Annotated in this window: 17 protein-coding genes; 7 read left to right on the forward strand and 10 right to left on the reverse strand. The window is 56.3% G+C overall.

Features of this window, described 5'->3' with window-relative positions; all coding sequences use genetic code 11:
- Positions 1-546 (forward strand): T9SS type A sorting domain-containing protein (locus tag CLV58_RS23490; RefSeq protein WP_146141521.1); only part of this gene is annotated, 546 nt, incomplete at its 5' end.
- Between the two features lie 217 nt (positions 547-763).
- Here CLV58_RS23490 and panC read toward each other — a convergent pair.
- Positions 764-1,603, reverse strand: a complete 840-nt coding sequence (panC, locus tag CLV58_RS23495; protein ID WP_106140284.1) for a pantoate--beta-alanine ligase — start codon at positions 1,601-1,603, stop codon at positions 764-766.
- A gap of 134 nt (positions 1,604-1,737) precedes the next feature.
- Here panC and CLV58_RS23500 point away from each other — a divergent pair, with 134 nt between their 5' ends.
- On the forward strand, positions 1,738-2,544 hold the full coding sequence (locus tag CLV58_RS23500) for a glycogen/starch synthase (RefSeq protein ID WP_106140285.1): 807 nt from the start codon (positions 1,738-1,740) through the stop codon (positions 2,542-2,544).
- Positions 2,545-2,665: 121 nt separating this feature from the next.
- Positions 2,666-4,504, forward strand: coding sequence for a glutamine--fructose-6-phosphate transaminase (isomerizing) (glmS, locus tag CLV58_RS23505; protein WP_106140286.1), 1,839 nt, complete (start codon positions 2,666-2,668; stop codon positions 4,502-4,504).
- A 119-nt stretch (positions 4,505-4,623) separates the two neighbouring features.
- Here glmS and CLV58_RS23510 read toward each other — a convergent pair whose 3' ends face one another.
- The 4 genes from CLV58_RS23510 to CLV58_RS23525 form a co-directional block, all read right to left on the reverse strand.
- The gene (locus CLV58_RS23510; protein WP_106140287.1) at positions 4,624-7,485 is read right to left on the reverse strand and encodes a TonB-dependent receptor plug domain-containing protein; all 2,862 of its coding nucleotides are present in this window, start codon (positions 7,483-7,485) and stop codon (positions 4,624-4,626) included.
- Between the two features lie 201 nt (positions 7,486-7,686).
- Complete coding sequence (locus tag CLV58_RS23515) at positions 7,687-8,277, reverse strand: YbhB/YbcL family Raf kinase inhibitor-like protein (protein WP_106140288.1); 591 nt, start codon at positions 8,275-8,277, stop codon at positions 7,687-7,689.
- 78 nt (positions 8,278-8,355) lie between these two features.
- Positions 8,356-9,057, reverse strand: a complete 702-nt coding sequence (locus CLV58_RS23520) for a hypothetical protein (RefSeq protein WP_106140289.1) — start codon at positions 9,055-9,057, stop codon at positions 8,356-8,358.
- Between the two features lie 235 nt (positions 9,058-9,292).
- On the reverse strand, positions 9,293-11,755 hold the full coding sequence (locus CLV58_RS23525; protein ID WP_106140290.1) for an endonuclease MutS2: 2,463 nt from the start codon (positions 11,753-11,755) through the stop codon (positions 9,293-9,295).
- A gap of 556 nt (positions 11,756-12,311) precedes the next feature.
- Between CLV58_RS23525 and CLV58_RS23530 the strand changes: the two genes are divergently transcribed.
- Positions 12,312-13,949 carry a S41 family peptidase gene (locus tag CLV58_RS23530; protein WP_245882439.1) on the forward strand — a complete coding sequence of 546 codons (1,638 nt, stop codon included), beginning with the start codon at positions 12,312-12,314 and terminating at the stop codon, positions 13,947-13,949.
- A 76-nt stretch (positions 13,950-14,025) separates the two neighbouring features.
- Here the strand turns inward: CLV58_RS23530 and CLV58_RS23535 are convergent, their stop codons facing one another.
- From CLV58_RS23535 to CLV58_RS23545, 3 genes are all read right to left on the reverse strand, one after another.
- The gene (locus CLV58_RS23535; protein ID WP_106140292.1) at positions 14,026-14,592 is read right to left on the reverse strand and encodes a C40 family peptidase; all 567 of its coding nucleotides are present in this window, start codon (positions 14,590-14,592) and stop codon (positions 14,026-14,028) included.
- 305 nt (positions 14,593-14,897) lie between these two features.
- Entirely contained in the window at positions 14,898-17,882 is a 2,985-nt protein-coding gene (locus tag CLV58_RS23540) for an outer membrane beta-barrel protein (protein WP_106140330.1), read from the reverse strand.
- A 183-nt stretch (positions 17,883-18,065) separates the two neighbouring features.
- Positions 18,066-18,917 carry a GLPGLI family protein gene (locus tag CLV58_RS23545; protein WP_106140293.1) on the reverse strand — a complete coding sequence of 284 codons (852 nt, stop codon included), beginning with the start codon at positions 18,915-18,917 and terminating at the stop codon, positions 18,066-18,068.
- Between the two features lie 102 nt (positions 18,918-19,019).
- On the opposite strand from CLV58_RS23545, the gene CLV58_RS23550 reads away from it, so the two are divergent.
- Both CLV58_RS23550 and CLV58_RS23555 read left to right on the forward strand, forming a co-directional pair.
- Positions 19,020-19,775 (forward strand): helical backbone metal receptor, encoded by a 756-nt coding sequence (locus CLV58_RS23550; protein WP_106140331.1) that lies wholly within the window; start codon positions 19,020-19,022, stop codon positions 19,773-19,775.
- A complete protein-coding gene (locus CLV58_RS23555) occupies positions 19,772-20,791 on the forward strand; it encodes an AraC family transcriptional regulator (protein ID WP_106140294.1) in 1,020 nt (339 codons plus the stop codon). Before CLV58_RS23550 ends, CLV58_RS23555 begins: the two co-directional genes overlap by 4 nt.
- A gap of 16 nt (positions 20,792-20,807) precedes the next feature.
- Here CLV58_RS23555 and CLV58_RS23560 read toward each other — a convergent pair whose 3' ends face one another.
- Together CLV58_RS23560 and CLV58_RS23565 are read right to left on the reverse strand one after the other, a co-directional pair.
- A complete protein-coding gene (locus tag CLV58_RS23560; protein ID WP_106140295.1) occupies positions 20,808-21,161 on the reverse strand; it encodes a DUF4260 domain-containing protein in 354 nt (117 codons plus the stop codon).
- 27 nt (positions 21,162-21,188) lie between these two features.
- Complete coding sequence (locus tag CLV58_RS23565) at positions 21,189-22,214, reverse strand: NAD(P)H-binding protein (protein ID WP_106140296.1); 1,026 nt, start codon at positions 22,212-22,214, stop codon at positions 21,189-21,191.
- Between the two features lie 160 nt (positions 22,215-22,374).
- Between CLV58_RS23565 and CLV58_RS23570 the strand changes: the two genes are divergently transcribed.
- Entirely contained in the window at positions 22,375-23,016 is a 642-nt protein-coding gene (locus CLV58_RS23570; RefSeq protein WP_170108777.1) for an acyltransferase, read from the forward strand.

The following is a 23,016-nucleotide window of genomic DNA, read 5'->3' on the forward strand; positions in this document are numbered from 1 at the left end:
TTCAGCATTACCAGTGTGAGCCTGACCGGCTGCGAGCAGGTGACGGCCAGCGAGCGCCGGGTAACGCTGCTGCCCAACTACGCGGGCCTGACGGGGGAGGTCATCCGCTTCCGGGTGGCCAACGAGATCGACGCCACCACGTCGGCTGGTCCCTACACCCTGCGCTTGTACACTGACAACCCGGTCATCAGCCTGCGGGCTATTCAGGGCAGCGGTGCTGAGGTGAGCTACAGCTACAACTGGCTGGCGGCTTGCACCAGCAATGGCCGGGTCCGAGCGCAGGAACAAACCGAGCCATTGACTGTAACCGTACTGGGTAACCCGGTCATTGGTGAAACGGTCGACGTGGAGATTCGCGGAGTCGAAGGGCAGGCGGTTCGCGTTCTGGCCGTCGATGGACGCGGGCATACCGTTAGCGACAGCCGTATTGAGCAGGCGACTGGCGTTGAAAAAACGTCGGTACGACTCGGTCGCGCACCGGGTATCTACCTGCTACAGATCAGCACAGCCAGTCAACAGCAAACGGTTAAGCTGATCCGGGAGTAAAAGCCAGCCTGACCAACAAACAGGAGGGGGCTTCCTGCGCAGGAAGCCCCCTCCTGTTTGGCCGATAGGTCAATTGATTTGATGAAAATAACCGTCGTTTTGCCTTACCCTCAACCCCCTGAAGGGGGCTTTATTCGTCTGTGAACTGAGCCCCCTTCAAGGGGTTGGGGGTAAGGTAGCTTGCTAATTCGGCTATTGTTTAATTCAACCTACTAACTCAAAACACCAGATTGTCGATCAGCCGGACCTTGCCGAGGTGCGCGGCAATACAGATGGCGGTCTGCCCCGGTGCCAGTACCTCGTCGGCGGGCATTAGCGTATCAGCGTTGGCAATTTCGATGTATTCCAGCCGGAATGTCGGTTTGGCGCTCATAAAGTCGCGTACAGCGGCTTTTGCCTGCGCCGGTGTCCGTCCATCAATGAGTCGGTCATGGGCCAGTGTGAGGGCTGCAAACAGCGTTGTCGCCTGCTCACGTTCGTCGGGCGTCAGGTTACGATTGCGGGACGACATGGCTAGTCCGTCGGTTTCGCGCACGGTTGGGCAGCGGACCAGTTCAACGGGAAAACTCAGGTTGCGAATCAGACTGCGGATCACGGCAACCTGCTGTAGATCCTTTTGGCCGAAAAAGGCTTTGTCGGGCTGAATGATGTTGAACAGTTTGGCCACGACCAGTCCGACGCCGTTGAAATGACCGGGGCGGAATGCGCCTTCCATTACTGTCTCTAACGCGCCGAAATTGAGCGTCAGGCTGGGGGCTTCCGGATACATCTCGTCGGCAGAGGGCGCGAACACAATATCGCAGCCCACTGTTTCGAGCAAGGCACAATCGGCGTCGAGCGTACGCGGGTAGCGGGCCAGATCGTCGGCGTTGTTAAATTGAACAGGGTTGACGAAGATGCTGCACACCACGACGTCGGCTTGCTGACGGGCCTGTTGAATGAGCGTCAGGTGGCCGTCGTGCAGGGCACCCATCGTTGGCACAAGACCGATCGACTGGTTGGCGCGCAGGCCGGCGAGATGCTGACGGAGGCTGGCAATTGTATCGAAGCGAAGCATAGCGATAGGCAGGATTGAATCTGCAATGATACAGGATCGCTATCTTTTATGGCCAAATCGTATTGAAATACGAGAAAAATTTGTATAATTTTGCAAGTTTTTCGGTGATCTAATTAACACACCCAGCCCGGTTTATGAGCAAATTACGTATTCTTTATGTGGCCAGCGAAATCAATCCGTTCCTGAAAACATCCGATGTTGCCGACTTCGTCCGGAAGTTACCACAGGCCATGCAGGAGCGGGGAATGGAAATCCGAATTCTGGTGCCGCGCTTCGGTCTCATCAACGAACGTAAGAACCGGTTGCACGAAGTTGTTCGTCTGTCAGGCATCAACATTGCCGTCGGCGACGAAGAAAAGCCGTTGATTATCAAGGTGGCTTCTATCCCAACGGCAAAATTACAGGTCTATTTTATCGACAACGAAGATTACTTCCAGCGGAAGTATGTCTTCCACGACAAAGAGAACCGGTTCTATTCTGATAACGATGAGCGGGCAATTTTCTTCTGCAAAGGCGTTCTGGAAACGGTGAAAAAGCTTGGTTGGGCACCGGATATCGTCCACTGCAGCGACTGGATGACTTCGCTGATTCCGCTGTACCTCAAAACGACGTACAAGAACGACCCGATGTTCAAAGACACCAAGTCGGTGTTCACGGTCTACAACAACGCGTTCGAGCACCGCTTCGACGGCGACATTCTGGAAAAAGCCCGGATGATGGACATTGACGATTCGATGCTGGCTGAGCTGAAAACCGCCGATTTCTCGGGCTTTACCCGTATCGGCTGCGCCTATGCCGACGCGGTCGTTCGCGCCGAAGAGGAGTCGAACGAGAGCCTGAACGCCATTCTGAACGACCTGCCGGAGCATAAATTCGACAGCGCCGACGACGAAGACGTGACCGAACGGTACTACAATCTGTACAACCAGTTGGTGAGCTAACCGTACTACCACGTAATACTATTCGACGACAAAAAGCCGGGGTTTCCCGGCTTTTTGCATTACTTTACTATTGAATCTCAGGATTCAGCTACCTTGATAAACCTATTTTAACAGACTGATTATGTGTGGAATTGTGGCCTATGTGGGGCATCGCGATGCGTGTCCACTTGTCATTAAAGGCTTGAAACGACTTGAATATCGGGGCTACGACAGCGCCGGTATTGCGCTGATGAACGATAGTGGACTGGCCGTCTACAAGAAAAAAGGAAAGGTCTCGGCACTGGAGCAGGAACTAGCGGGGAAAGCGGTTCAGTCGCACATCGGTATGGGCCACACCCGCTGGGCTACCCACGGCGAACCCAACGACGTCAACGCGCACCCGCACTACTCGTTTCACCGCAAACTGGCGATCATCCATAACGGGATCATCGAAAACTACGCGGCCATCAAGCAACGATTGCTCGACAAGGGTCACACCTTTGCGAGTCAGACGGATACCGAGGTGCTGGGGCAGTTTATCGAAGACATCTGGGAGAACGCCGGTGGTACGCTGGAAGAAGCCGTCCGGCTCGCGTTGCAGGAAGTGGTCGGGGCCTATGCTATTGTCGTCATGAACGAAGCCGAGCCGACCCAGCTGATTGCTGCCCGCAAAGGCTCACCGCTGGTGATTGGCGTGGGCGAAGACGAATATTTCCTGGCTTCCGACGCGACCCCGATTGTCGAGTACACCAAGGAGGTGATCTACCTGAACGACTACGAAATCGCGGTTATCAAAGACGGTAATTTGCGGGTCGTTACGCTCGATAACACGATTACGACGCCCTACGTGCAACGCGTAGAACTGGAACTGGAAGCCATCGAGAAAGGCGGCTACGACCACTTCATGCTTAAGGAGATTTTCGAGCAACCCCGCTCTATTGCCGATTCTATGCGCGGGCGGGTGCAGGCTGAAGCCGGCCTGTTGCAGCTCGGGGGCCTGCGCGACTACATGGACAAGCTGGCGAAGTCGAAACGTATCGTGATCGTTGGCTGTGGCACGTCGTGGCACGCGGGGCTGGTGGCCGAATACATCTTCGAAGAACTAGCCCGTATCCCGGTCGAGGTCGAGTACGCGTCGGAGTTTCGGTATCGCAATCCGATTATTAAAGAGGGGGACATTGTCATTGCCATTTCCCAGTCGGGTGAAACGGCCGATACGCTGGCGGCTATCGAACTGGCGAAGTCGAAAGGCGCGATCATCTTCGGCGTTTGTAATGTCGTCGGCTCGTCGATTGCACGGGCGACGCACGCGGGTGCCTATACACACGCTGGCCCCGAGATTGGTGTTGCCAGTACGAAAGCCTTCACGGCGCAGGTGACGGTGCTGACACTGATGGCGCTGGCAGCGGCTCAGCGTAAAGGCACCATCTCCGACTCCCTGTTCCGGCAGTTGCTGGTCGAGCTGGAAAGCATACCCGCGAAGGTGGAAAAGGTGCTACAGTCGGCTAATAAGATCAAGGAGATTGCGTACATCTTTACCTACGCCCGTAACTTCATCTACCTCGGCCGGGGACTGAATTTCCCCGTCGCGCTGGAGGGAGCACTAAAACTGAAAGAGATCAGCTACATCCACGCCGAGGGCTACCCCGCTGCCGAGATGAAGCACGGCCCCATCGCCCTGATCGATGAAGACATGCCCGTCGTCGTGAACGCTACGAAAGACAGCTCGTACGAGAAGGTCGTCTCGAATATTCAGGAGGTGAAAGCCCGCAAAGGGCGCGTCATTGCCATCACAACCGAAGGCGATACGCTGTTACCCGGCATGGTCGACTTCACGATCGAGATCCCGAACGTACACGAGATGCTCATGCCATTGGTGTCAGTGATTCCGCTGCAACTGCTGGCCTACGACATCGCCGTCATGCGCGGCCGCAACGTCGACCAACCCCGCAACCTCGCCAAGTCGGTAACGGTAGAATAGTCGGTTTACGGTTTACAGCAATCCGGTTTACGGTGGTCCGGCGTGTTAGTATATGGTGGTTCCTTGAGCTACCGTAGACTAACACGCCGGACTTCTGGCTTTCCAATGGTTTGTTTTCTCTACTTGAACAGCTCGTCGAAGGTGAGGCTGACGTAGTACATAGCACCGACGCGGGCTAGGCCATAACCCTGCGCGTAGTAAGTGTTGAACAGGTTAGTGCCGCCGAGTTTCAGCACTGACTTGAACTCGGGTAGTTTGCACGAAAACTGCGCGTCGATGCTGCCCCAGGCGGGAACCCACACGTCGCCCTGTGTAACGCCTTGCTCGTACCACATCCGGTCGGTCCAGCGGTAGGCGAGTGCTATCCCCAGTCGGTTAGTCAGGTAGGGATTACTTAGGGTAATCGTGTAGCGGTTGGCAGGTGAATTAAAATAGGTGCGCCCCAATTGAGTAACGGCCGGATCGCTTGTCGGCCGCTGTACGATGGGGGTACCGGACAGGTCGTTGCGGACAGCACCTGCTGCGTTGCGCAGGGTGACGAGGCCTACCTGGTGGGTAAAATTGCCGCTGAGCGTGTACCCTCTGGCGAAGTTGTAGTCAAGGCTGACGCTGGCACCCCGGACAAAGAAGTCATTCGGACTGTTGCGGTTTAGCAGGAGCGTCCGGTAGCTGGCTGGCGTAAGCAGGGCCGTTGCGCCAGCCGTTGCCGACAGGGGCTGATACAATACCTCAGGCGTTATCAGGTTGGTGTAGCGACTGCTGAAGAGCGATGCATCGATAGCCAGTTTGCCGTTGATTAACGCTTTGTAGCCTACTTCCCAAGAGCGTACTGTCTCGGTCTGGAGTGGGGCGTTGGAAAGGGTAAGCGACTGGGGCGTTGTCGCCGTCGACGGGTTGCGCTGGTAGGCAACCGCGTCGGATTGGCGGTAAGCCCGGTTTGTATCGAGTCCGGCAGCCCGGTAAGCGGCACGCAGCCCGCCCACATCACCGGCGATACCGGCCGGGGTTAAGCCAAATAGCTGTTGGGGCGACGGGTTCCGAAAGGCCGACTGCCACGAAGCCCGAAATACGTGAATACCCGCTTGTACCGCGACCGACGCGCGGGGTGTGAAACCACCGTTGACGAACTGGTTTTTGTCGTACCGGACAGCCAGCAGTGGGCGTATCGTGACCGCACCCAACGCCAGTGTTTTCGCGGCCTGTACGTACCCGCCGGTTTCGTCGATGGTGTATTCCGACCCATTGGCCTGGCGGGCAAACAAGGTTCCGCCCGACGCCAGCACGTACCGGCGAAAACTGGCACCCACGGTCAGTTCGACCAGCTCGCTGAGGGCCGCAACGGTGTACATGCCTTCGTAATGCCACAGCTGCGAATTATCCCGAAAGCGTAGCCCGCGTGCTCGGGGCAGACCGGGAATCGAATCGGTGTTGAACGTCGTCGCAAAGGCGTTGCGCACCCGGTTGAAATCGACCGAACCGGGCAGATACCGGCCCCGGTTGGCGGTGAAGCGGGCATCACCGATCGATACTTTGTTCTCGACATAGGCCAGCCCGAACTCGGTCGCCCACTGATTCAGCGATTTCCAGCTGTCGTTGATGGCGCGGGCCGTCTGACCAATGTTCCATCCTTCGGCCTGCTGCTGCGTCGTGTATGCACGAATATAGAAGTTGTCGCCCTTGAGTTCGGCTTTAAACTGATGGCGTCTGTAGTCGGGAATGTAGTTCCGAAAGGCGCTGGTTTCGATCAGGTTGCCGTTGCCGAAATACCAGCCCAGGCTTGCTTCGACGCTGTTGCCGAAGCGATAGTGTACCGACGCATTCGCCCGGTTGTTGAACACCTTGCCTTGGTTGCCTAGCACGTCGAGTTCCCGGTAGCCGGTACGGGTAACAAATTGGTTCTGGAGTGTGGTGTTGGCGTAAGTAGCCGGGTAGCGGAATACACCCCCGTTATTCACGTCATCGCCGTAGATATTGACGCCGTCGTAGTCGAAACTGGTGTTGGGGTCGATGCCGGGACGGAAGGTAATACCCGTTGCAACACCACTCCGACCGGCATCTGTTGCGAAGAAGCCGGGCCGGGCCGTGGTCGAGCGGTCGGCATAATCGTCGGCGATAAAGTCTGTACCGGTCAGTCGCTGGAAGTTTACCTTGATAGCGAAACGTTCGTTCAGAACTAGTGCGTAGCGGAAGCCGTAGTCCGAATACATTTTCGGGCCAAAGCCCGGCTTGCCCACGTTGTTGGCCCCTAGCCGGGCCTGAACGCTAAGCCCTTGGTAATCGAAAGGACTTTTACTGGTTGTCTGCATCAGCCCCAGTATGGCGTCAGGGCCGTGCTGCGCCGACGAAGCGCCGGGTCGTACCTCAATTGTCTCGACGTCCAGATCGGGCAGCCCCGCCACGTTTCCGAAGCCAAATCCCAGACCCGGCGATCGATTATCCATGCCGTCGATCAGCTGTACGACACGCCCATTAGTTGTCGAGCCAAACCCGCGCATGTTTACCGACTTGAACAGAAAACTCGACGTCAGCAGGTCGACTCCGTTGGTGTATTGCAGCGCATCGGCTGGCGATAGGGCGGGGGAGTTGGCAGCAGCGTGGGCGCGAATCGTCTCGACGGTTACTCCGCTGATCGCCTGTTCATCGACCGGTTCGCTGGCTGACGAAAGGGTCGATTCTGGAATGACGACTTCCGCTTTCAGCCGGACTTCGATTGCGCGAAAGTTACTATTGCGTACCCGTACCCGCTCCGGTGCATAGCCAGTTCGCGAAACCAGCAGGGTCAACGGCAGCGGCTGATCGGTTGGTAGATTAAACGAACCATCCGACTGCGTTGACGTACTGGTCGATGTCCCCTGAACGGTAAGTTTAACGCCCGCTAACGGTAAGTTCTGTTCACTAACAACGCTGCCACCCAGAATAAGCTGGGCCTGAACCGCCGACCAGGTCAGCCAGCACAGGAGCGTCAATGCGTAACGTTTCATAGTTGGTTGGTAAAGCCATCAGCCGGATAAGTGCTGTAACGATTGGCAAAAATAGTCCCTAAACGACAGACGCCGACCATCAGACTGCTGATCTTGCTCGTTTGCCCCTACATCCGAAAAGCAGGAAACCGGACGAACCTGCCCGCTATACGCAGCGACTGACTACCAACACAGCAGCCCATCGCCCTGGTTTTTTATGACTCACCGTTGAAACGAACCGGTCAGTTCACCATAGCCCAGCACATGGCCATGCATCGCATCGAGCAGATCCTGACGGGTCGGAAGGCGGGTAAAGGAAAGACGGGTGTCCAGTGCGTACACCCGGAATGTATACCGGTGCCGGTCGAAGGGCGGGCAGGGTGGAATAAAGGTTTGCTCACCCATTCCGTTGTCGCCGATCCTGCCGCCCAGCAACAGTAGCTGCTCACTGGTAACGCCTTCGGGTAAGCTACGGACGCTCGGCGGCAGATTGTACAGAACCCAGTGGGAGAAATTGGCGATTGGGAAGCGAGCCAGTACCGCGTCGTAGTCGGTGGTTAGCAGTGCGTAGCTTTTCACACCCGGTATGCGGCTTTTCCAGGTAAGCGATGGCGAATGACCGGAGCCTTTACAGCTACAGGCCAGGGGAAGGTCGCCACCGGGGGGAAATGACTGACTGGACAGCGTGATGGCTTTGGGGAGCGTCGACAACGTCAGTTCTTCTTCCCGACGATTTCCCCGCGCCCGAACGTGTAGTACAAGGAGCAGTAGAGTCAGTACAATCAGAACACCTGTCAGGATTCGCCAAACCATACCAAATACAAAAGCCGGTTGTGTACGTTTGTCGTAGCTACCAACCGGCTTCTGGACAGAAAGTTTAACCGATGCCCGTTAGGCTGCCCTGCTGCTCGATGGCCGACGCAGCGGCACGGCGCGCGGAGCAGGCTTGCTGTTCAGTGTTTCTTCGACTACCTGCTCGGATACCATGCCCAGGTGGTTGGCCCGCTTCAGCACGTAGTTGAAGGGCAGGTTGAAATAGTTTGCTACTTCACTGCGGAAACTATCGGGGAACTTCGACAGGCGCAGGCCAAAGAATTTCTGCACCTCCGATTCCGGTAGCAGGGCGGCCAGGGCGGCCCGTTCGGCTTCGGCGAGTAGTTGCGCGCGCGACGTGTACAGGTGGTTGAGCCCAACCGATGCCGCCAGTATGTTCAGGAACAGATTTTTGTACATGGCCGACAGTTCGGCGGGCAGAATGATCCAGCCCTGCTGCCGGAACGTGGCCGAGAAGCCGGTCAGACCCTGCTCTCCGCGAATTTCGCCGGCAATCAGTTCGTCCGGGAAGTGCATCCGGTTGTCACCACTGTCGGTATCCAGCTTTTTAAGCCGGAACACGACCGCTTCGACGGGGCTTTTCTGAAACAGCAGGTCGCCGGGAATCACCTGCGTGTTCTCCCACTGATCGGTCATACGCATGAACAGGCTCTCGTTGACGGGCAGGTTTTCCGGCCCGCCCAGACTGATAAGCATCCGGCGGAAAGCCGCCAGAAAATCAATTTGAAGTTGGTTTGAATTCGCGCGTCCTCGCTTCATCGGGTTGAGGTCATTGGGTAGCGTATGAAAGCCCCCGCCGACGCATTAGTATGGTTGTTTGTTGCTTGACTTAGAAGGATAAAGATACGCAATAAACGGCTGATAACAAGGTAGTATTGTGAAGAGATTGTGATGATTTAGCTCGATGGTAGATTTGTCGTTACGTCAACGAAAGAAGCCCCCTGATAACACCAAAATGGGTCATCAGGGGGCTTCCTGTACGGGCTAAATCAGCTTATTTCATCGTCACGACGGTCACGCCCGCACCACCGCGATCGGCGTGTTCGTCGGCCATCCGGGCGACCTGCTTGTAGCCGCGCAGGTGATTGCGGACCAGCGTGCGCAGAATGCCGTCGCCCTTGCCGTGAACGATGCGCAGTTCGGGGAAACCCAGCATCAGCGCGTCGTCGACAAAGCGGTCAACCTCACCGATGGCTTCCTCGCCCCGCTTACCCCGTATGTCCAGGTTGAAGTTGAAGTTTTGCATCTTCTCGTTGATATCCATGCCCCGGCTGCGGGGGGTATCGTCTTTCTTCTCGGTCGCATTGCGGAACTCCTTCCGGCTGACTTTTTCAAGTCGGTTGAGCTTTACGTTCGATTTCAGATCGCCGATGCGTACTTCCGCATCCTTGCCCCGCATCGACTGCACCTGACCAATCGCGTTCTGCCCGGCGATACGGACGTAACTGCCCACGCCGATTACGCCACCGTCGGTTTCGAACTCGTCTTCGACGGCCTGCGGTTTCTCAACGATCAGGGCTTCGGGCTGCAATTGTGTCCGGTCGAATTTTTCCAGCTCCTGCCGGACTTGCTTGGTCGGTTCGCGCTCGGCCTTGTTTTCCTTGATTTCTCGAATCGTATTTTCGATGCGTTGGTTGGCTTCCTGCACCAGCGACTTGGCTTTCTGCTTGGCGTCGTTGATGAGTTGCTTCTGCTCGTTGTCGAGTCGCGTTTTCAGGGCGGTGTATTCGGCGAGTTGCTGCGCGGCCTTGCGCTGATTGATACCGATCTCCAGGTTCTTCTCGGCAAACACGCGCCGTTCGATGTCCAGCTCTTTCAGCAGCTTTTCGAAGTTGACCTGCTGATTGCCCAGTTTCTCCTTGGCCCGCTCGATAACGCCTTTCGGTAGTCCGATTTTCTGCGCAATCTCGAAGGCAAACGACGAGCCCGGCCGACCAATTTCCAACTGGTACAGCGGTTCCAGGTGTTCGCCATCGAACCGCATGGCCCCGTTGACAAGGCCCGGCGTTTTATCGGCGAACACTTTCAGGTTCGTATAGTGCGTGTTGATGACACCATACGCAGCCGACTTGTTCAGCTCTTCCAGAATCGACTCGGCAATCGCGCCACCCAGCCCCGGCTCGGTACCCGTACCAAATTCATCAATTAGAAACAGCGTCCGCTTGTTGGCACCGATAACAAACTGCTTCATTGCCGTCAGGTGCGACGAGTAGGTACTCAGGTCGTTTTCCAGCGATTGCTCGTCGCCAATGTCGATGAACAGGTTCTGGAAGACGCCCATCTCGGAGAAGTCGGCCATGGGCACCAGCATACCACACTGTAGCATGTACTGAATCAGGCCAATGGTTTTCAGCGCCACCGACTTACCACCCGCGTTGGGGCCGGAAATAATCAGGATACGCGCCTTTTCATCGAGTCGAACGCTGAGGGGTACGACTGATTTACGTTCGCCAGGGCTACCGTCGGCGTTAGGGACGGGTTTCTGAAAGGAGAGAAACAGCAGCGGATGCCGGGCGTTGGTCCAGTCGATCAACGGACGATCTACCAGCTTCGGCAGAACCGCGTCGAGTTGCAGGGCCAGCTTGGCTTTGGCGCGGATGAAGTCGATCTGCGCCAGAAAATTAACCGCTTTTCTAACCTCTTCTAGGTGTGGGCGCAACTGATCGGTCAGCGCCAGCAGGATACGGTGGATCTCACGCCGTTCTTCGTATTCCAGTTCGCGGATTTCGTTGTTGGCATCGAATACTTCGGCGGGTTCCAGAAACACGGTCTGTCCCGTCTGCGATTCGTCGTGTACAAATCCTTTGATCTTGCGCTTGTGCTCGGCGGCAATCGGAATCACCAGCCGCCCACCGCGTACGGTCAGGCTCAGATCATCGGGTATCCAGCCATTTTGCCGGGCCTGCCGCAGGATGCTGTCCAGCCGTTTGCGCAGGTTCGCCTGTTCGCTGATAATGCGCCGACGAATGCTCGCCAGTTCGGGCGACGCCGAGTCACGAACAAGTCCCCGGTCGTCGATAACCCGTTCGATCGCGTCGGTCAGTTTTTTGTCGACGCCCGTCGCGCCGGTACCGCCCATCTGGGCCAGCTCACGCAGGTACGGAAAGGCGTTGGTTTCGGCGCGTTTGGCCAGAAAGCGGAAACAGTCCTGTACGGTACGCAGGGCCAGCTTGATATCGAAAAACTCGGCTTCGCTGAGCGCCAGTCCTTCGACACGGGCACGGCTCAGATGCGCCCGAATATCGATGTAATTACTGCTCGGAAAGTCAGTTTCAAACTGTACGATCTGCCGAAACTCGTCGGTTTGGCGCAGCAGTTTGTCGATCAGCTGACTATTGTCGGTGAACCGTATTTTGTCCACGTAATCCTGCCCCAGCGGACTGATGCATGCTTCTTTCAGCCGTTGGCGGATCGTGTCGAAACCAAGTTTGTGTTCTAATGTAGTAGGGTATAGCATTCAGCCAGAAAAAGACGGGTGGTCGAATCGTGGTTCCGTCTATATGGTAAACACCGGTTGACGGCGGCAGGTTCGGTAGCCTGGACTAGTGTAGCCTGGACCTCCAGGTCCGGGTGGGCGCGCCAGCGACCCAAAAAGCTGCCGCTACCAACAGTTGCCCTAACGGGCACCCGGACCTGGAGGTCCAGGCTACAGCGGCTAAAAAAGCTGCCGCTATCAACAGTTGCCCTAACGGGCACCCGGACGTGGACGTCCAGACTACTATAGCTGCCGCTACCGACAGTTGCCCTGCCGGGCACCCGCGCCGGCGGACCGGTCCAGGCTATTGGGTTGACATTCAGCTTACTTCTCTTTTTTTTGGTGATAGCTCTCTTTTGACAAACATTTCGCTGCCTTTCAAACGTTTAGGGGGTATATACGACGCCAAACGGAAGGTACCGACAAACGAATGGAGCACGAAGAAAAGAAGCAGGAGGACGCGCTGCGTCGGGAGAATGCGGCCCGTCGTCATCAGCAGGAAGGCATACACAATGATCGGGCAACGGTACGGCTACCCATGCTACTAGGTGTCGCGCTGGCTGGCGGCATACTGATCGGGGCTACCTTTTTTGGCAACACGAAAAGTCTGAACACAATCGGGCGGGGGTACACCAAATACCGCGAGATTCTGCAACTGATCGAAAACAACTACGTCGACTCGGTCAATACCGACGAGCTGGTCGATTATTCGATCGAAAAGATGCTGACGAAACTCGATCCGCATACGGCTTATCTGAACGCACAGGACGCCGTAGCGGCCCGGTCACAGCTGGAAGGTGGCTTCGACGGTATCGGTGTGGAGTTCAACATCTACAAAGACACAGTCTACGTCGTGACGCCGATTTCAGGCGGGCCGTCGGAAACGGCGGGTATCCTGAGTGGCGACCGGATCGTCAAGGTCGATGAAACACCGCTGGTGGGTGGTAAAATCGAGAATTCGCAGGTCTTCAAGGCGCTCCGGGGTAAGCGCGGTACACCGGTCAAACTGACTATCCTGCGCAAAGGCAGCAAGGACCCGCGCGTGTTCACCGTCACTCGTGAACGCATTCCGACCTATTCCGTCGATGCGGTTTACATGGTCGACAACAAGACGGGTTATATCAAAGTCAACCGATTCTCGGAAACGACTTACGATGAGTTCAAGGCCGCCCTGGCGTCGCTGAAGGAAAAGGGAATGACGCAGTTGCTGATGGACCTGCGCAACAACCCCGGCGGCTACATGGACCGCGCGACAAGCCTGGCCGACGAGTTTATCTCGGGTAACAAACTGCTGGTGTATACCAAGGGAAAAGACACGCGCTACGACCGGCAGACGTTCGCCCGCATCGCCGGACAGTTTGAATCCGGTCCGCTGGTAGTGCTGATCGATGAGGGCAGCGCGTCGGCGTCGGAGATTGTAGCGGGTGCCTTGCAGGACCACGATCGGGCGCTGATCGCCGGTCGTCGCTCGTTCGGCAAAGGGCTGGTGCAGATGCCGGTTCAACTAAGCGATGGTTCTGAACTTCGCCTGACGATTTCACGCTACTACACGCCCAGTGGCCGCAGCATTCAGAAGCCGTACGTGATGGGGCAGGAGGGCGACTACGAGAAAGATCTCGAACTGCGCTCGAAGCGGGGTGAATACTACATTGCCGACTCGATTCGAAACGATCCGAAACTGAAGTTCAAAACCGATCATGGCCGTACTGTCTACGGCGGTGGCGGCATTACGCCCGACTACTTTATTCCCCGCGATTCGACCTGGCAGACGAACTACCTGATTCAGCTCTACAGCAAAAATATCGTGCGGGAGTTTGCGATGGAATATACCAACGAGAACCGGAAGCGGCTGGAAAAGATGCCGTTTGCCGAGTTCGACAAGTCGGTAATCATCACCGATCAGCAACTAAACAAGCTGCTTGACGACGCTACGGCGGAGGGAATTCGGTTCAATGAAAAAGAGTACCTGCGTTCGAGAAACTATATCCGCAATCAGATAAAGGCACTGGTCGCCCGGTCGATTTATCAGAAAGGCAATAAAGCCGGGCAGAACAACGAATTTTTCCAGGTCGTTAACAATACCGACGATACGTACAAAAAAGCGCTGCAACTGTTCGACCGCGCCAATCGCCTGCAACTCGGCGAGGTAACGTACAACGACGCCGACAAGAAATAAGTAACCATACTGCGTGAACGCAAAAGGGGCCGCTTCGACAGTCGAAGCGGCCCCTCTTTGTTAGGTGATCTATCTACTAGGATTCGTTGCTGGCCATCGACGTGTCAATCCGGCGGATGTCAACAAAACGACGCTGGTAGTAATCGGCCCGCAGGTAGTCGTAGCGAACGCCCCCGTTCCAGGCCGAGTGAATAAACTTGATCTGGTCGCCAATGACTTCGGTAATCATACCGACGTGGCCAATGCGGCTTCCCTTCGAACTGTGGCCTTTAAATAGGATCAGATCACCGGGCTGGGCCTCCCCTTTGTCGACCGAGTGACCGACGTTGCCCTGAGCGGCACTGGAGTGGGGCAGTGCTATGCCAAAGTGACTATAACAGAACCGGGTGAAACCCGAACAATCGAAGCCTTTGCGGGTGGTACCACCCGAGCGATAGCGGATGGATAAGTGTTGTTTGGCGAAACTGATGACGTCGTTTACCAGCGGAATGCGTTCGTAAAACGAGGTTTCTTCGGTGGTTTCGGCCGATGTTGATGAAACAGCTACGGTGGATACGTTTTCGGTAACGGTGGGTACGGATTGTGCCTTACAGATGCCAAGCGAGCCGGCGAGGAGCGCCGTCAGGAGCATTTTTTTCGTCATGAGAAAGCGGTTAAAACCGAGTCAGGTTGCATAAAACTAAGGCGCTGTGGAACAAATGCCAAACAAATGGGGATCAAATTCCACAATCTTAATACAAAATTTTTATACCATTTTTTGTAGATAGCTGGTTTTCAGTGGGGTTAGTTAGTAAACGGTAAGGAGCGACGAGGACTATTTTAATGTCAGTCTATAGGTAAAATAGATAATTGTAAAAGCGTAGTATTGGCTGTACTCCAAGCCTTAGCCATTGACTAATGACCAGACCTAAACGATTTTCAAAACCGTTTAGGGCCAGACTGTGGGTGCTAGTCGTTCTGGCGGAAGCCGCGATTGCCACCGTTACCCCGGTTGCCCCGGTTCTGCTGATCGAAGGGGGAGGAGGGAACGCTTGTGCCAGCTACAAATCGGCGCAGGTTATAAACGAAGCTGACCATGAAATACTGGGTGAGTACCTGGCTTTGTACTTCTTCGACGTAAGTATCGGTCACGTTCCGCACGACGCTGCGGTTCTGATTCAGCAGGTCGAATACAGATAGGCGGAGCTCACCCTGCTTCTGCTTGAAGAGTTGCCGCGACAGAGCCGCATTCCACAGCGTGAACGACTGACTGAACGAGGACGAGCTGCCACCGTAATGACTGAACAGCACGTTGCTGGTAAACGTGAAGCGGAAGGGGAGCTGGTAGAACAGATCGAGCGAGGCTGTCTGGTTCAGGAAGGTCGTGTTCTGTTGAGGCTGTAGCGAGTATTTCGCCGATTGCAGCGTGATGTCGCCCCGTAGCGTAACGTCGAGTTTGTCGTTGATATTCGTGTTGAAACCGAGACTCTGTGTGAGTAACCAGTTCTGCGACCGGTTGGCCTGGTCGTTGATAAAGCTTGTACCGGTATTGTACGTCAGGTTGGTACCCAGATTCAGGTTGACGCGTTGCTCATCGAAGCGGAGCGGCCGGCCCAGCGAAAGGCTACCGTTGACGGTGTAATAGCCGTCGGTGTTGACCGGTCGGGTCGTTTGCGCCCCCGCGTTGCTGAACGTCGTCGAGTTGACAATTTTGTTGTCGGTCCGGCTGGCGTTGATGAACACAAACATACTGCGGAACGTCGCCGGGTTGAAGCGGTTATAATTGAGGTTCAGGTTATGGCTGTATTCCGGTTGCAGGTCGGGATTGCCCAGTTGAATATTAAGCGGGTTGACGTTGTTGGGTACGGGTTGTAACTGATTGATCGACGGCGCGTTGACGCGGGTGCGGTAGTTGAATCGCAGCCGCTGATTCTTGGCAAAGTTGTACGTAAACAGTGCGTTGGGCAGCAGGTTGTTGAACGACCGACTGATAAGCACGTCGCGGGTCAGGTTGTCGGATCGGAGCGTGGCCTGCTGCGCATCGAGCCCGATGGCGTAGGTGTATTTGAGTCGGTTGGTCTGCCAGGTGAGCCCCCCCCGATTGGTCATGAACGTATTATCGAAGTTGTTGGTCAGCGTCTGGTTGAGCCGGTCATATTGCTGTGTTTCGGTATTTCGGTCGAACACCGTCCGATTCGACGTGTTCCGGTTGTTCGACAGGAAATAATGAAACTCCAGTGTCTGCCGCATCGACAGCGGCTCGGTATACGATAGGTTGATGCTGTTCGTCATCGACCGTGTCTGCTGCTGACTAAGCTGATCGATGGTCGTTGCGAACAGGCCACCGTTGGCCGTACCAGAATTTGCGGACGTAGATACGGCCGACGTGGATACGGCCGTCGATGAGGTGGGGGTGTTGGGCCGGTTGAACCGGTTGACAGACATATTGTAACCGACGTTGTCCTGATCGTTGATGGCGGTGTTCCAGTTCAGCGAAATCGTACGACCCCGTTTGCGAAACTTGCGCATGAATAGCGCCGTATTGTTGCCCGTAAAGCCCGATCCCGTCGAGTTGTAGTTGGTCCGGCTCGTGTTGGTCGTATCGCCGGACGCGCCGAACGTGGCCGACTGACTATTGTTCTGGTAGCTGGAATTCAGCCACGATACACTGGGAATAAGTCGAATCGTCGTCATCGAGTCGAGTCGATAGTCGAGCCGGAGGTTTGCGCGGTGATTCGTGTTGGTATTGTCGGAGTTGTTGGCGCGGTTTGTGACGAAGGCGGAGTCGGTACGGGTTGTGCTGCCCGTCGTGGTTGTCGGCAGAATATTGTCCCGGCGACTCGTCTGACTGGTCAGCGTATTCGTGTTCGATGCGTTGTAACTGCCGACCACGTCGATTTTCTTGCCCCAGCCGTCGCGGTAGTTGAGTCCGGCCGCCCAGGACTGCGTAATGGCGTTGTTCCCAACCTGTCCGCTGCCGGAACCGGCGCCCCCACCACCGCCCCCGCCCCGGATTACGTTGCCGCCCCCGCCGGCTCCGCCACCCTGCCCCTGACCAGCACCACCGAAGTTACTGCCCAGCCCGAGGTCCTGCCCGGTGAAGCCCTGCTGATTGATGTTGTTGGCCATGCCCATTACCGAAAGCTGCTGCCCGTCGTTGAAGCGATTGAGCGTTGCCCGAACCGAATAACGCGGGTCGGAGCCGGGCCGGGGGCCGATGCCTGCCGACTGCTGTCCGAAGGTGCCTTTGCGTTTGTCACGCTTGGTGGTGATGTTGATGGTCTTTTCGCGATCACCATCATCGACACCCGAGAACTGCGACTGTTCTGACGCCTGATCGAATACCTGCACTTTGTCGATGATGTCGGCCGGGAGGTTGCGGGTAGCCATCTTCGCGTCGTTCCCGAAAAAAGGCTTACCGTCGATCAGGACTTTCGATACCTGTTGCCCCTGCGCTTTTACGGTGCCGTCGGTGGCGACTTCCACGCCCGGTAATTTCTTGAGCAGGTCCTCGACAATGGCGTTGGGCTGGGTCTTGAACGAACCGGCGTTGAATTCCAGCGTGTCGCCTTTTACGGCAACAGGCGCTTTTTCACCCTGAACCGTCACCTCCGTCAGCGCGTTGGCCTGCCCGATCAGCTCAAAGACGCTCATGTCTGTTGTGGGCTTGTCGGCGCTAACCGATACCCGGCGCGCCTGACTCCGGTAGCCTACGTAACTAACCAGCACCCGGTAGCTGCCTTCTTTCACACCCGTAAACGTAAACTGCCCATCGCCATCGGTAATGCCAAACGTAACCAGCGACGAATCGCGTCCTGACAACAGCGATACCGAGGCTTCCAGTAACGGCTTGCGGGTTGTCGAGTCGACAACGGAGCCGCGAATGGTACCGGGTGTCTGCGCCAGTGACATGAGCGGAAGCAGGAGGAACAGCAGGAGATAGAACGAGCGCATGGGAAGAGGAACGATTGAGCGGAAGAACGATTGGTTGGCCATTGACGGCTCACTTATTTTCCAGGGTCTGTGGTTTCACGGACCCTGGGGTAGGAGCCGTAGTGATGGCGTAATTAGGGCAGGGGCCACTTAGCCAGGGTCTGTGCCTTCACAGACCTTAGGGTGTAGATCGTTGAAAATCGACTAGTTACGACTGGGGAAGCCACCATTCTGCATCATGCGCTGCCGAAAATCAGCCATTTGCTTACGCCGAATCTGATCCAGTTCTTCCTGCGAGATAGTCTTCACGTCGGTTGGTGGTTGCAGACTAGCTGCGTCGACGGGTTCCAGCGAGACGGCCGATGCTTTGAACGATTCGTCGTCGGATTCGATCTGAAGCACTACGCCTTTGTCGGGTGTCAGGTCGGCGATGGGGGAGTAGGTAAAGGGCAGATCGGTGGTGTACCAGATCGTGTAGGGGGCGTTTCGGCGCGTGACGGTCGCTTTGTGGCAAACGTAGCCCGCAATCTTTTTGGTCTTGTCGCTTGTCTCCCAGCCTTCGGCCTTTGGAAATGGCCGCTCGGTGCGGTACCGCTGCGTCGTCGAGTCGCGCCGAACTGTCAGGATGCTGATTCGCTGGCGGCTGGCCATATCAAGATACGTTTCCTGATCGTTCATACGCGTCATCCGCATGTCGGCTCTGCCAGCCGGTGCGCCACTTGCCGAAGCTCCGTTGGGCGAACTGTTCGCATCGCCCGCCCGGTTTGGTCGCATCGGATTCTGCGTCCGGTCGCGTTCTTCTTTGGCGTACGAGCCGGCAAAAATCAGTTTCTGCGTAAATGAAACCACGTCGGGCATACCTTCCGGTACGTCGCCACTACCGGGCCGTATTTCCTGTCCGTTGACACTCATGCGTATCCGGGACATATCGACCCGGCGAAGGCCTTCGTAGGTGATTTTGCCTGATGGGGCGGTGGAGGCTGACTGGGCGTGTGCCAGTGTACAGAGGCCGGTCAATAGCAGGGCCAGCAAACGTGAAGTGGAAAAACGGATCATGCGTGAAAGATGCGTTTTGGTGCGACATGTTGCGTAAATTTCCGAAATTCAACGATTTTCTTCGGGTGACTTACCGACAGATACCGCGCAATGACCGATTTAATGCGCCGAATTACTGAATATCCGCGCCGATTGGTGTCGGTTGTTCCCTCCCAAACGGAACTGCTTTTTGATCTGGGCCTTGATGCGGAGATTGTCGGCCTGACGCGCTATTGCACATACCCCACCGACCAGGTTCAGAATCGAACAATTGTTGGCGGGACGAAGGCGCTGAAACTCGATCTGATCGATGCGCTTCGACCCGATCTGATTATCGCAAACAAGGAAGAGAATGACCGCGAGCAGATTGAGTACCTGGCCCAGCGGTACCCCGTTCACGTCACCGACATAGCTACTCTGCCGGAGGCTTTGCAGATGATTCAGAACGTAGGGCAACTGGTTGGAAAACAGCCGCAGGCGGAGCAATTGGTGGATCGAATCCGCGCGTCGATGCCCCCGCCGATCGTGCCGACGCTGCGGGTTGCGTACCTGATCTGGCGTAAGCCGTACATGGCAGCTGCCAGTCACACGTTTATCGATGATATGCTGCGGGTAGCCGGATTCCGTAATGCGCTGGCTGAACAGACCCGCTACCCCGTATTGACCCCCGACGACCTGCGAGCAGCCCATCCTGATCTGATTTTTTTGTCGTCGGAACCCTACCCGTTCGCCGATAAACACCGGGTGGAGCTGGAAACGATCTGCCCCGACGCACGGGTCGAACTGGTCGATGGGGAACTGTTTTCGTGGTACGGCAGTCGATTGGTAAAAGTGGGCGCTTACTTTGCGCAGTTACGCCGACAATTTAGTCAACGATGACTCATTTACCCATCACCAACACGCTGTCTGTCGCGTCGGTCAACATGATTCTGGGTGCGGCCCGGCAGCAGGGTATCGATACGAACGCGCTCGTTGAGACGATTGGTATTTCGCACGATAGTCTGCGCGACCCGGATAGTCGCCTTTCGATTCAGCAGGTGCAGGCGATCTGGCGTGAACTGTCGGCGCAAACGGATACCAACCGGATCTCGTTGCGACTGGGCGAGCTGATTAGCCCGTCGGCGGTGGGTGTGGTGGCCTACGTGATGATGCACAGCCTGACACTGGGCCGGGCGATCACGCAGTTGTGCCGGTATCAGGACATCATCTGCGATGGAACGCGCCTGCTGATGCGGTCGGAAGGCGATCAGGTGGCGCTTGTCTCGCAGGTTACCAGTACCGAAATCGTTTATCCGGCGCTGGTCTACAATTCGGAACTATCGATCATTTTGTCGGCCTTTCGGGCCTTGACTGGCCTGCTCATTACGCCCGCTGAAGTGCGTTTTGCCTACCCCCGTCCGGCTGATGTGGGTGAACACGAGCGGGCCTTTTCCCCGGCCCGCCTGGTCTTCGACGCGCCCGAAACGGCCCTGCTCTTTTCCGCCAGCCTGCTCGATACGCCCGTGTTGAACGCCAGCCCCGGTATGATGCCGTTGTTCGAGCAGCATGCCGACGCGCTGCTGAGTCGGCTCACGACGCCTTCACTGGCGGGGCGGGTACGTACCGAAATTGTGACTCTGATGAAAGGCGAAGAACCGACACTAGCGGGCGTTGCTGACCGGCTGGCGATGGGTGTCCGGACGTTGCAGGGGCATCTGCGCAGCGAAGGGCTGACCTACCAGAACCTACTCGATGAGGTACGGAAAGAACTGGCGCAACGACACCTGCGTGATCCGTTTCTCAGCACCACCGACATTGCCTACCTGCTTGGCTACGCTGAACCGAGTGTCTTTTTCCGGTCGTTCAAGAAGTGGACGGGACAAACGCCTGGTGCCTATCGTCAACTCGCTCACTGAGCATGGACTACCTGAGTTATGGTCGGCCAATCCAGCCCAGGCTGGTATGCTTGAAGTCGTCCGGGTATTTCAGGCCATAGCCCAGCATCCGGTCGAAGCTCGTGTGCGCGACCAGCATGATCCCCGCCAGCATCAGCCACTGACTACTTAATGCCAGTCCGCACAAACCGACGACGATCCCTGCGGCCCGGTGATGGACAATGTTGTACGTGAATGCGCCGACCGCTGGATTGAGCACGTAGCCAAGCATACTCAAATCGGGCGTCAGTAGCAGCGCCGGGAACCACCACCAGCCAAACGACAGGCGGGAAAACAGATACACACAGCCAAGAAACAGGGCCAGCTCTTCCAGTTTAAGTAACGTTTTCATGGTGAGTAATGTGGGGTCGTGTGGTTGTTAGTTCAACTGTGTTTCGGCGAACCAGCGCAGCGTATCGCGTAAGGCCTGATCCATTGGGGTTGGGCGGAAATCAGGCAGGGCCGCCAGCGTAGCGCGGTCGTCGAGCAGGATCGTATTTTCGTAGAGGTAGAGCATCTCCTTGACCTCCCGCATAACTGGATTGACCAGACCCAGGACCGAAAAAAGCCAGCGCGGATAGACCCGAACGGACGACGGTTTTCCGGTTAGCTGCGTGATTTGGGAAAACCAGTCGCGCATCGACGAAAGCGTGGTGCCCCCGTAGTTCCAGACACGATACGCAGCCACGTCGCCGGGCGATGTCAGGCGCTGGGTCCACTGTTGTTCCATCAAACGAACGATTACCTCGCCCGCGTCGGGGGTATAAACAGACTGGTGCGGAATATCGGCGTTCAAGAGCCAGGGCATTGGTTTACCCGTGAGCGCACCCAGGAAAACCGGGCGGATGCCTTCGTTCAGGACGTTGGGTCCCCAGAAGTCGGGCAGGCGAACCGTCAGTACACGACACTGCCCAGCGTCGGCAGCCTGCTCCAGCATCGCTTCCAGCTCGACCCGCAACTGCCCTTTCCGGGTACAGGGTGCCGGCCGACTGTCGGGGCGGATCGGCTGGTTCGTGTTGCCGAAGTTGTACACATTCCCGGGGAACACAACCGTTGCCGGGCCGGGCAGCGTTCGGCCGGCTATTGTTCGGTCCGGTCGGGGTTTTGCGGCTTCGATGACATGACGCGTAACCGACTCCATCCGGCCAAACCACTGGTGGTACGGATAATTGATGGCGTGTACGATGAAGTCCGCGCTGCCGGCTAGTGAATCGACCTTGGCGGCATCCTGTGCGTCGCCTTCGGCAATGGTAAGCAGTGGATTGTCGGCAAAAAGTGCAGCAGCTTTGCTCCGGGTACGAACCAGTATCGTTACCGGCCACTGGCGGGCGAGCAGGCTGTTGGTAATGGCGTAACCGATACCGCCGGTTGCGCCCAGTACCAGTGTTTTTGGGTGCGTTGACATAACAAAGCGTGTTTGTGTAGGGACGCAGCAAAGGTGGGGGGGAGCGCCCGGCCAGCTGGTGACCAACGACGCAAATCGACTGACCAATGACGAAAATAGGACGATGAGCATGCTAACGGCCGTTCGCTGCCTATCTTCACCGTCGATTTATACCGTTTATATGAATGAGTTGAAGCGACTATATGCGCTGTGTCAGAAGTCAGATTCTGTTTTTCTCGTTGTACTGATGCGCTATCTGCGCTACCGGATGTCGGGTAAGATGATCTTCGCACACCAGCAAGCCATTATCAAATGGGCCGACCATATCTCAACGAATGGCCCATTGAAAGTCGGTCTCGACTATGCCGGGTTTGCACACCGCAATGATGTAACGTATCTGAACGTCGATGGACGGCTCGACTGTAAGGGGGCCGTGTCGATTGGGCGGGGTTGCCGGATGGCTATTGGGGCGCAGGGCCGTATCGAACTGGGGAGTCGGGTGTTTATCAATGCGCTGTCTACCTTCATCATCATGCACACCCTGCGCATCGGCGACGATTGCAATATCTCGTGGGAGTGCCAGTTTCTCGATGATGATTTTCACGAGATTGAGTATGAAGGCCGTAAAGTACAGCCTTCGTCAGACATCACGTTGGGTAAGCACGTTTGGGTCGGGTCGCGGGTGTCGATTTACAAAGGTACGACCATCGCTGACGGCTGTGTAATAGCCGCCAACTCGGTCGTCAGGGGGATATTCGATGAACCAAATGCACTAATTGCCGGGAATCCGGCCCGCGTGGTGAAGCGGAACGTAAGCTGGTAG

This window comes from Spirosoma oryzae (assembly GCF_003002825.1).
GTDB classification, from domain to species: domain Bacteria; phylum Bacteroidota; class Bacteroidia; order Cytophagales; family Spirosomataceae; genus Spirosoma; species Spirosoma oryzae.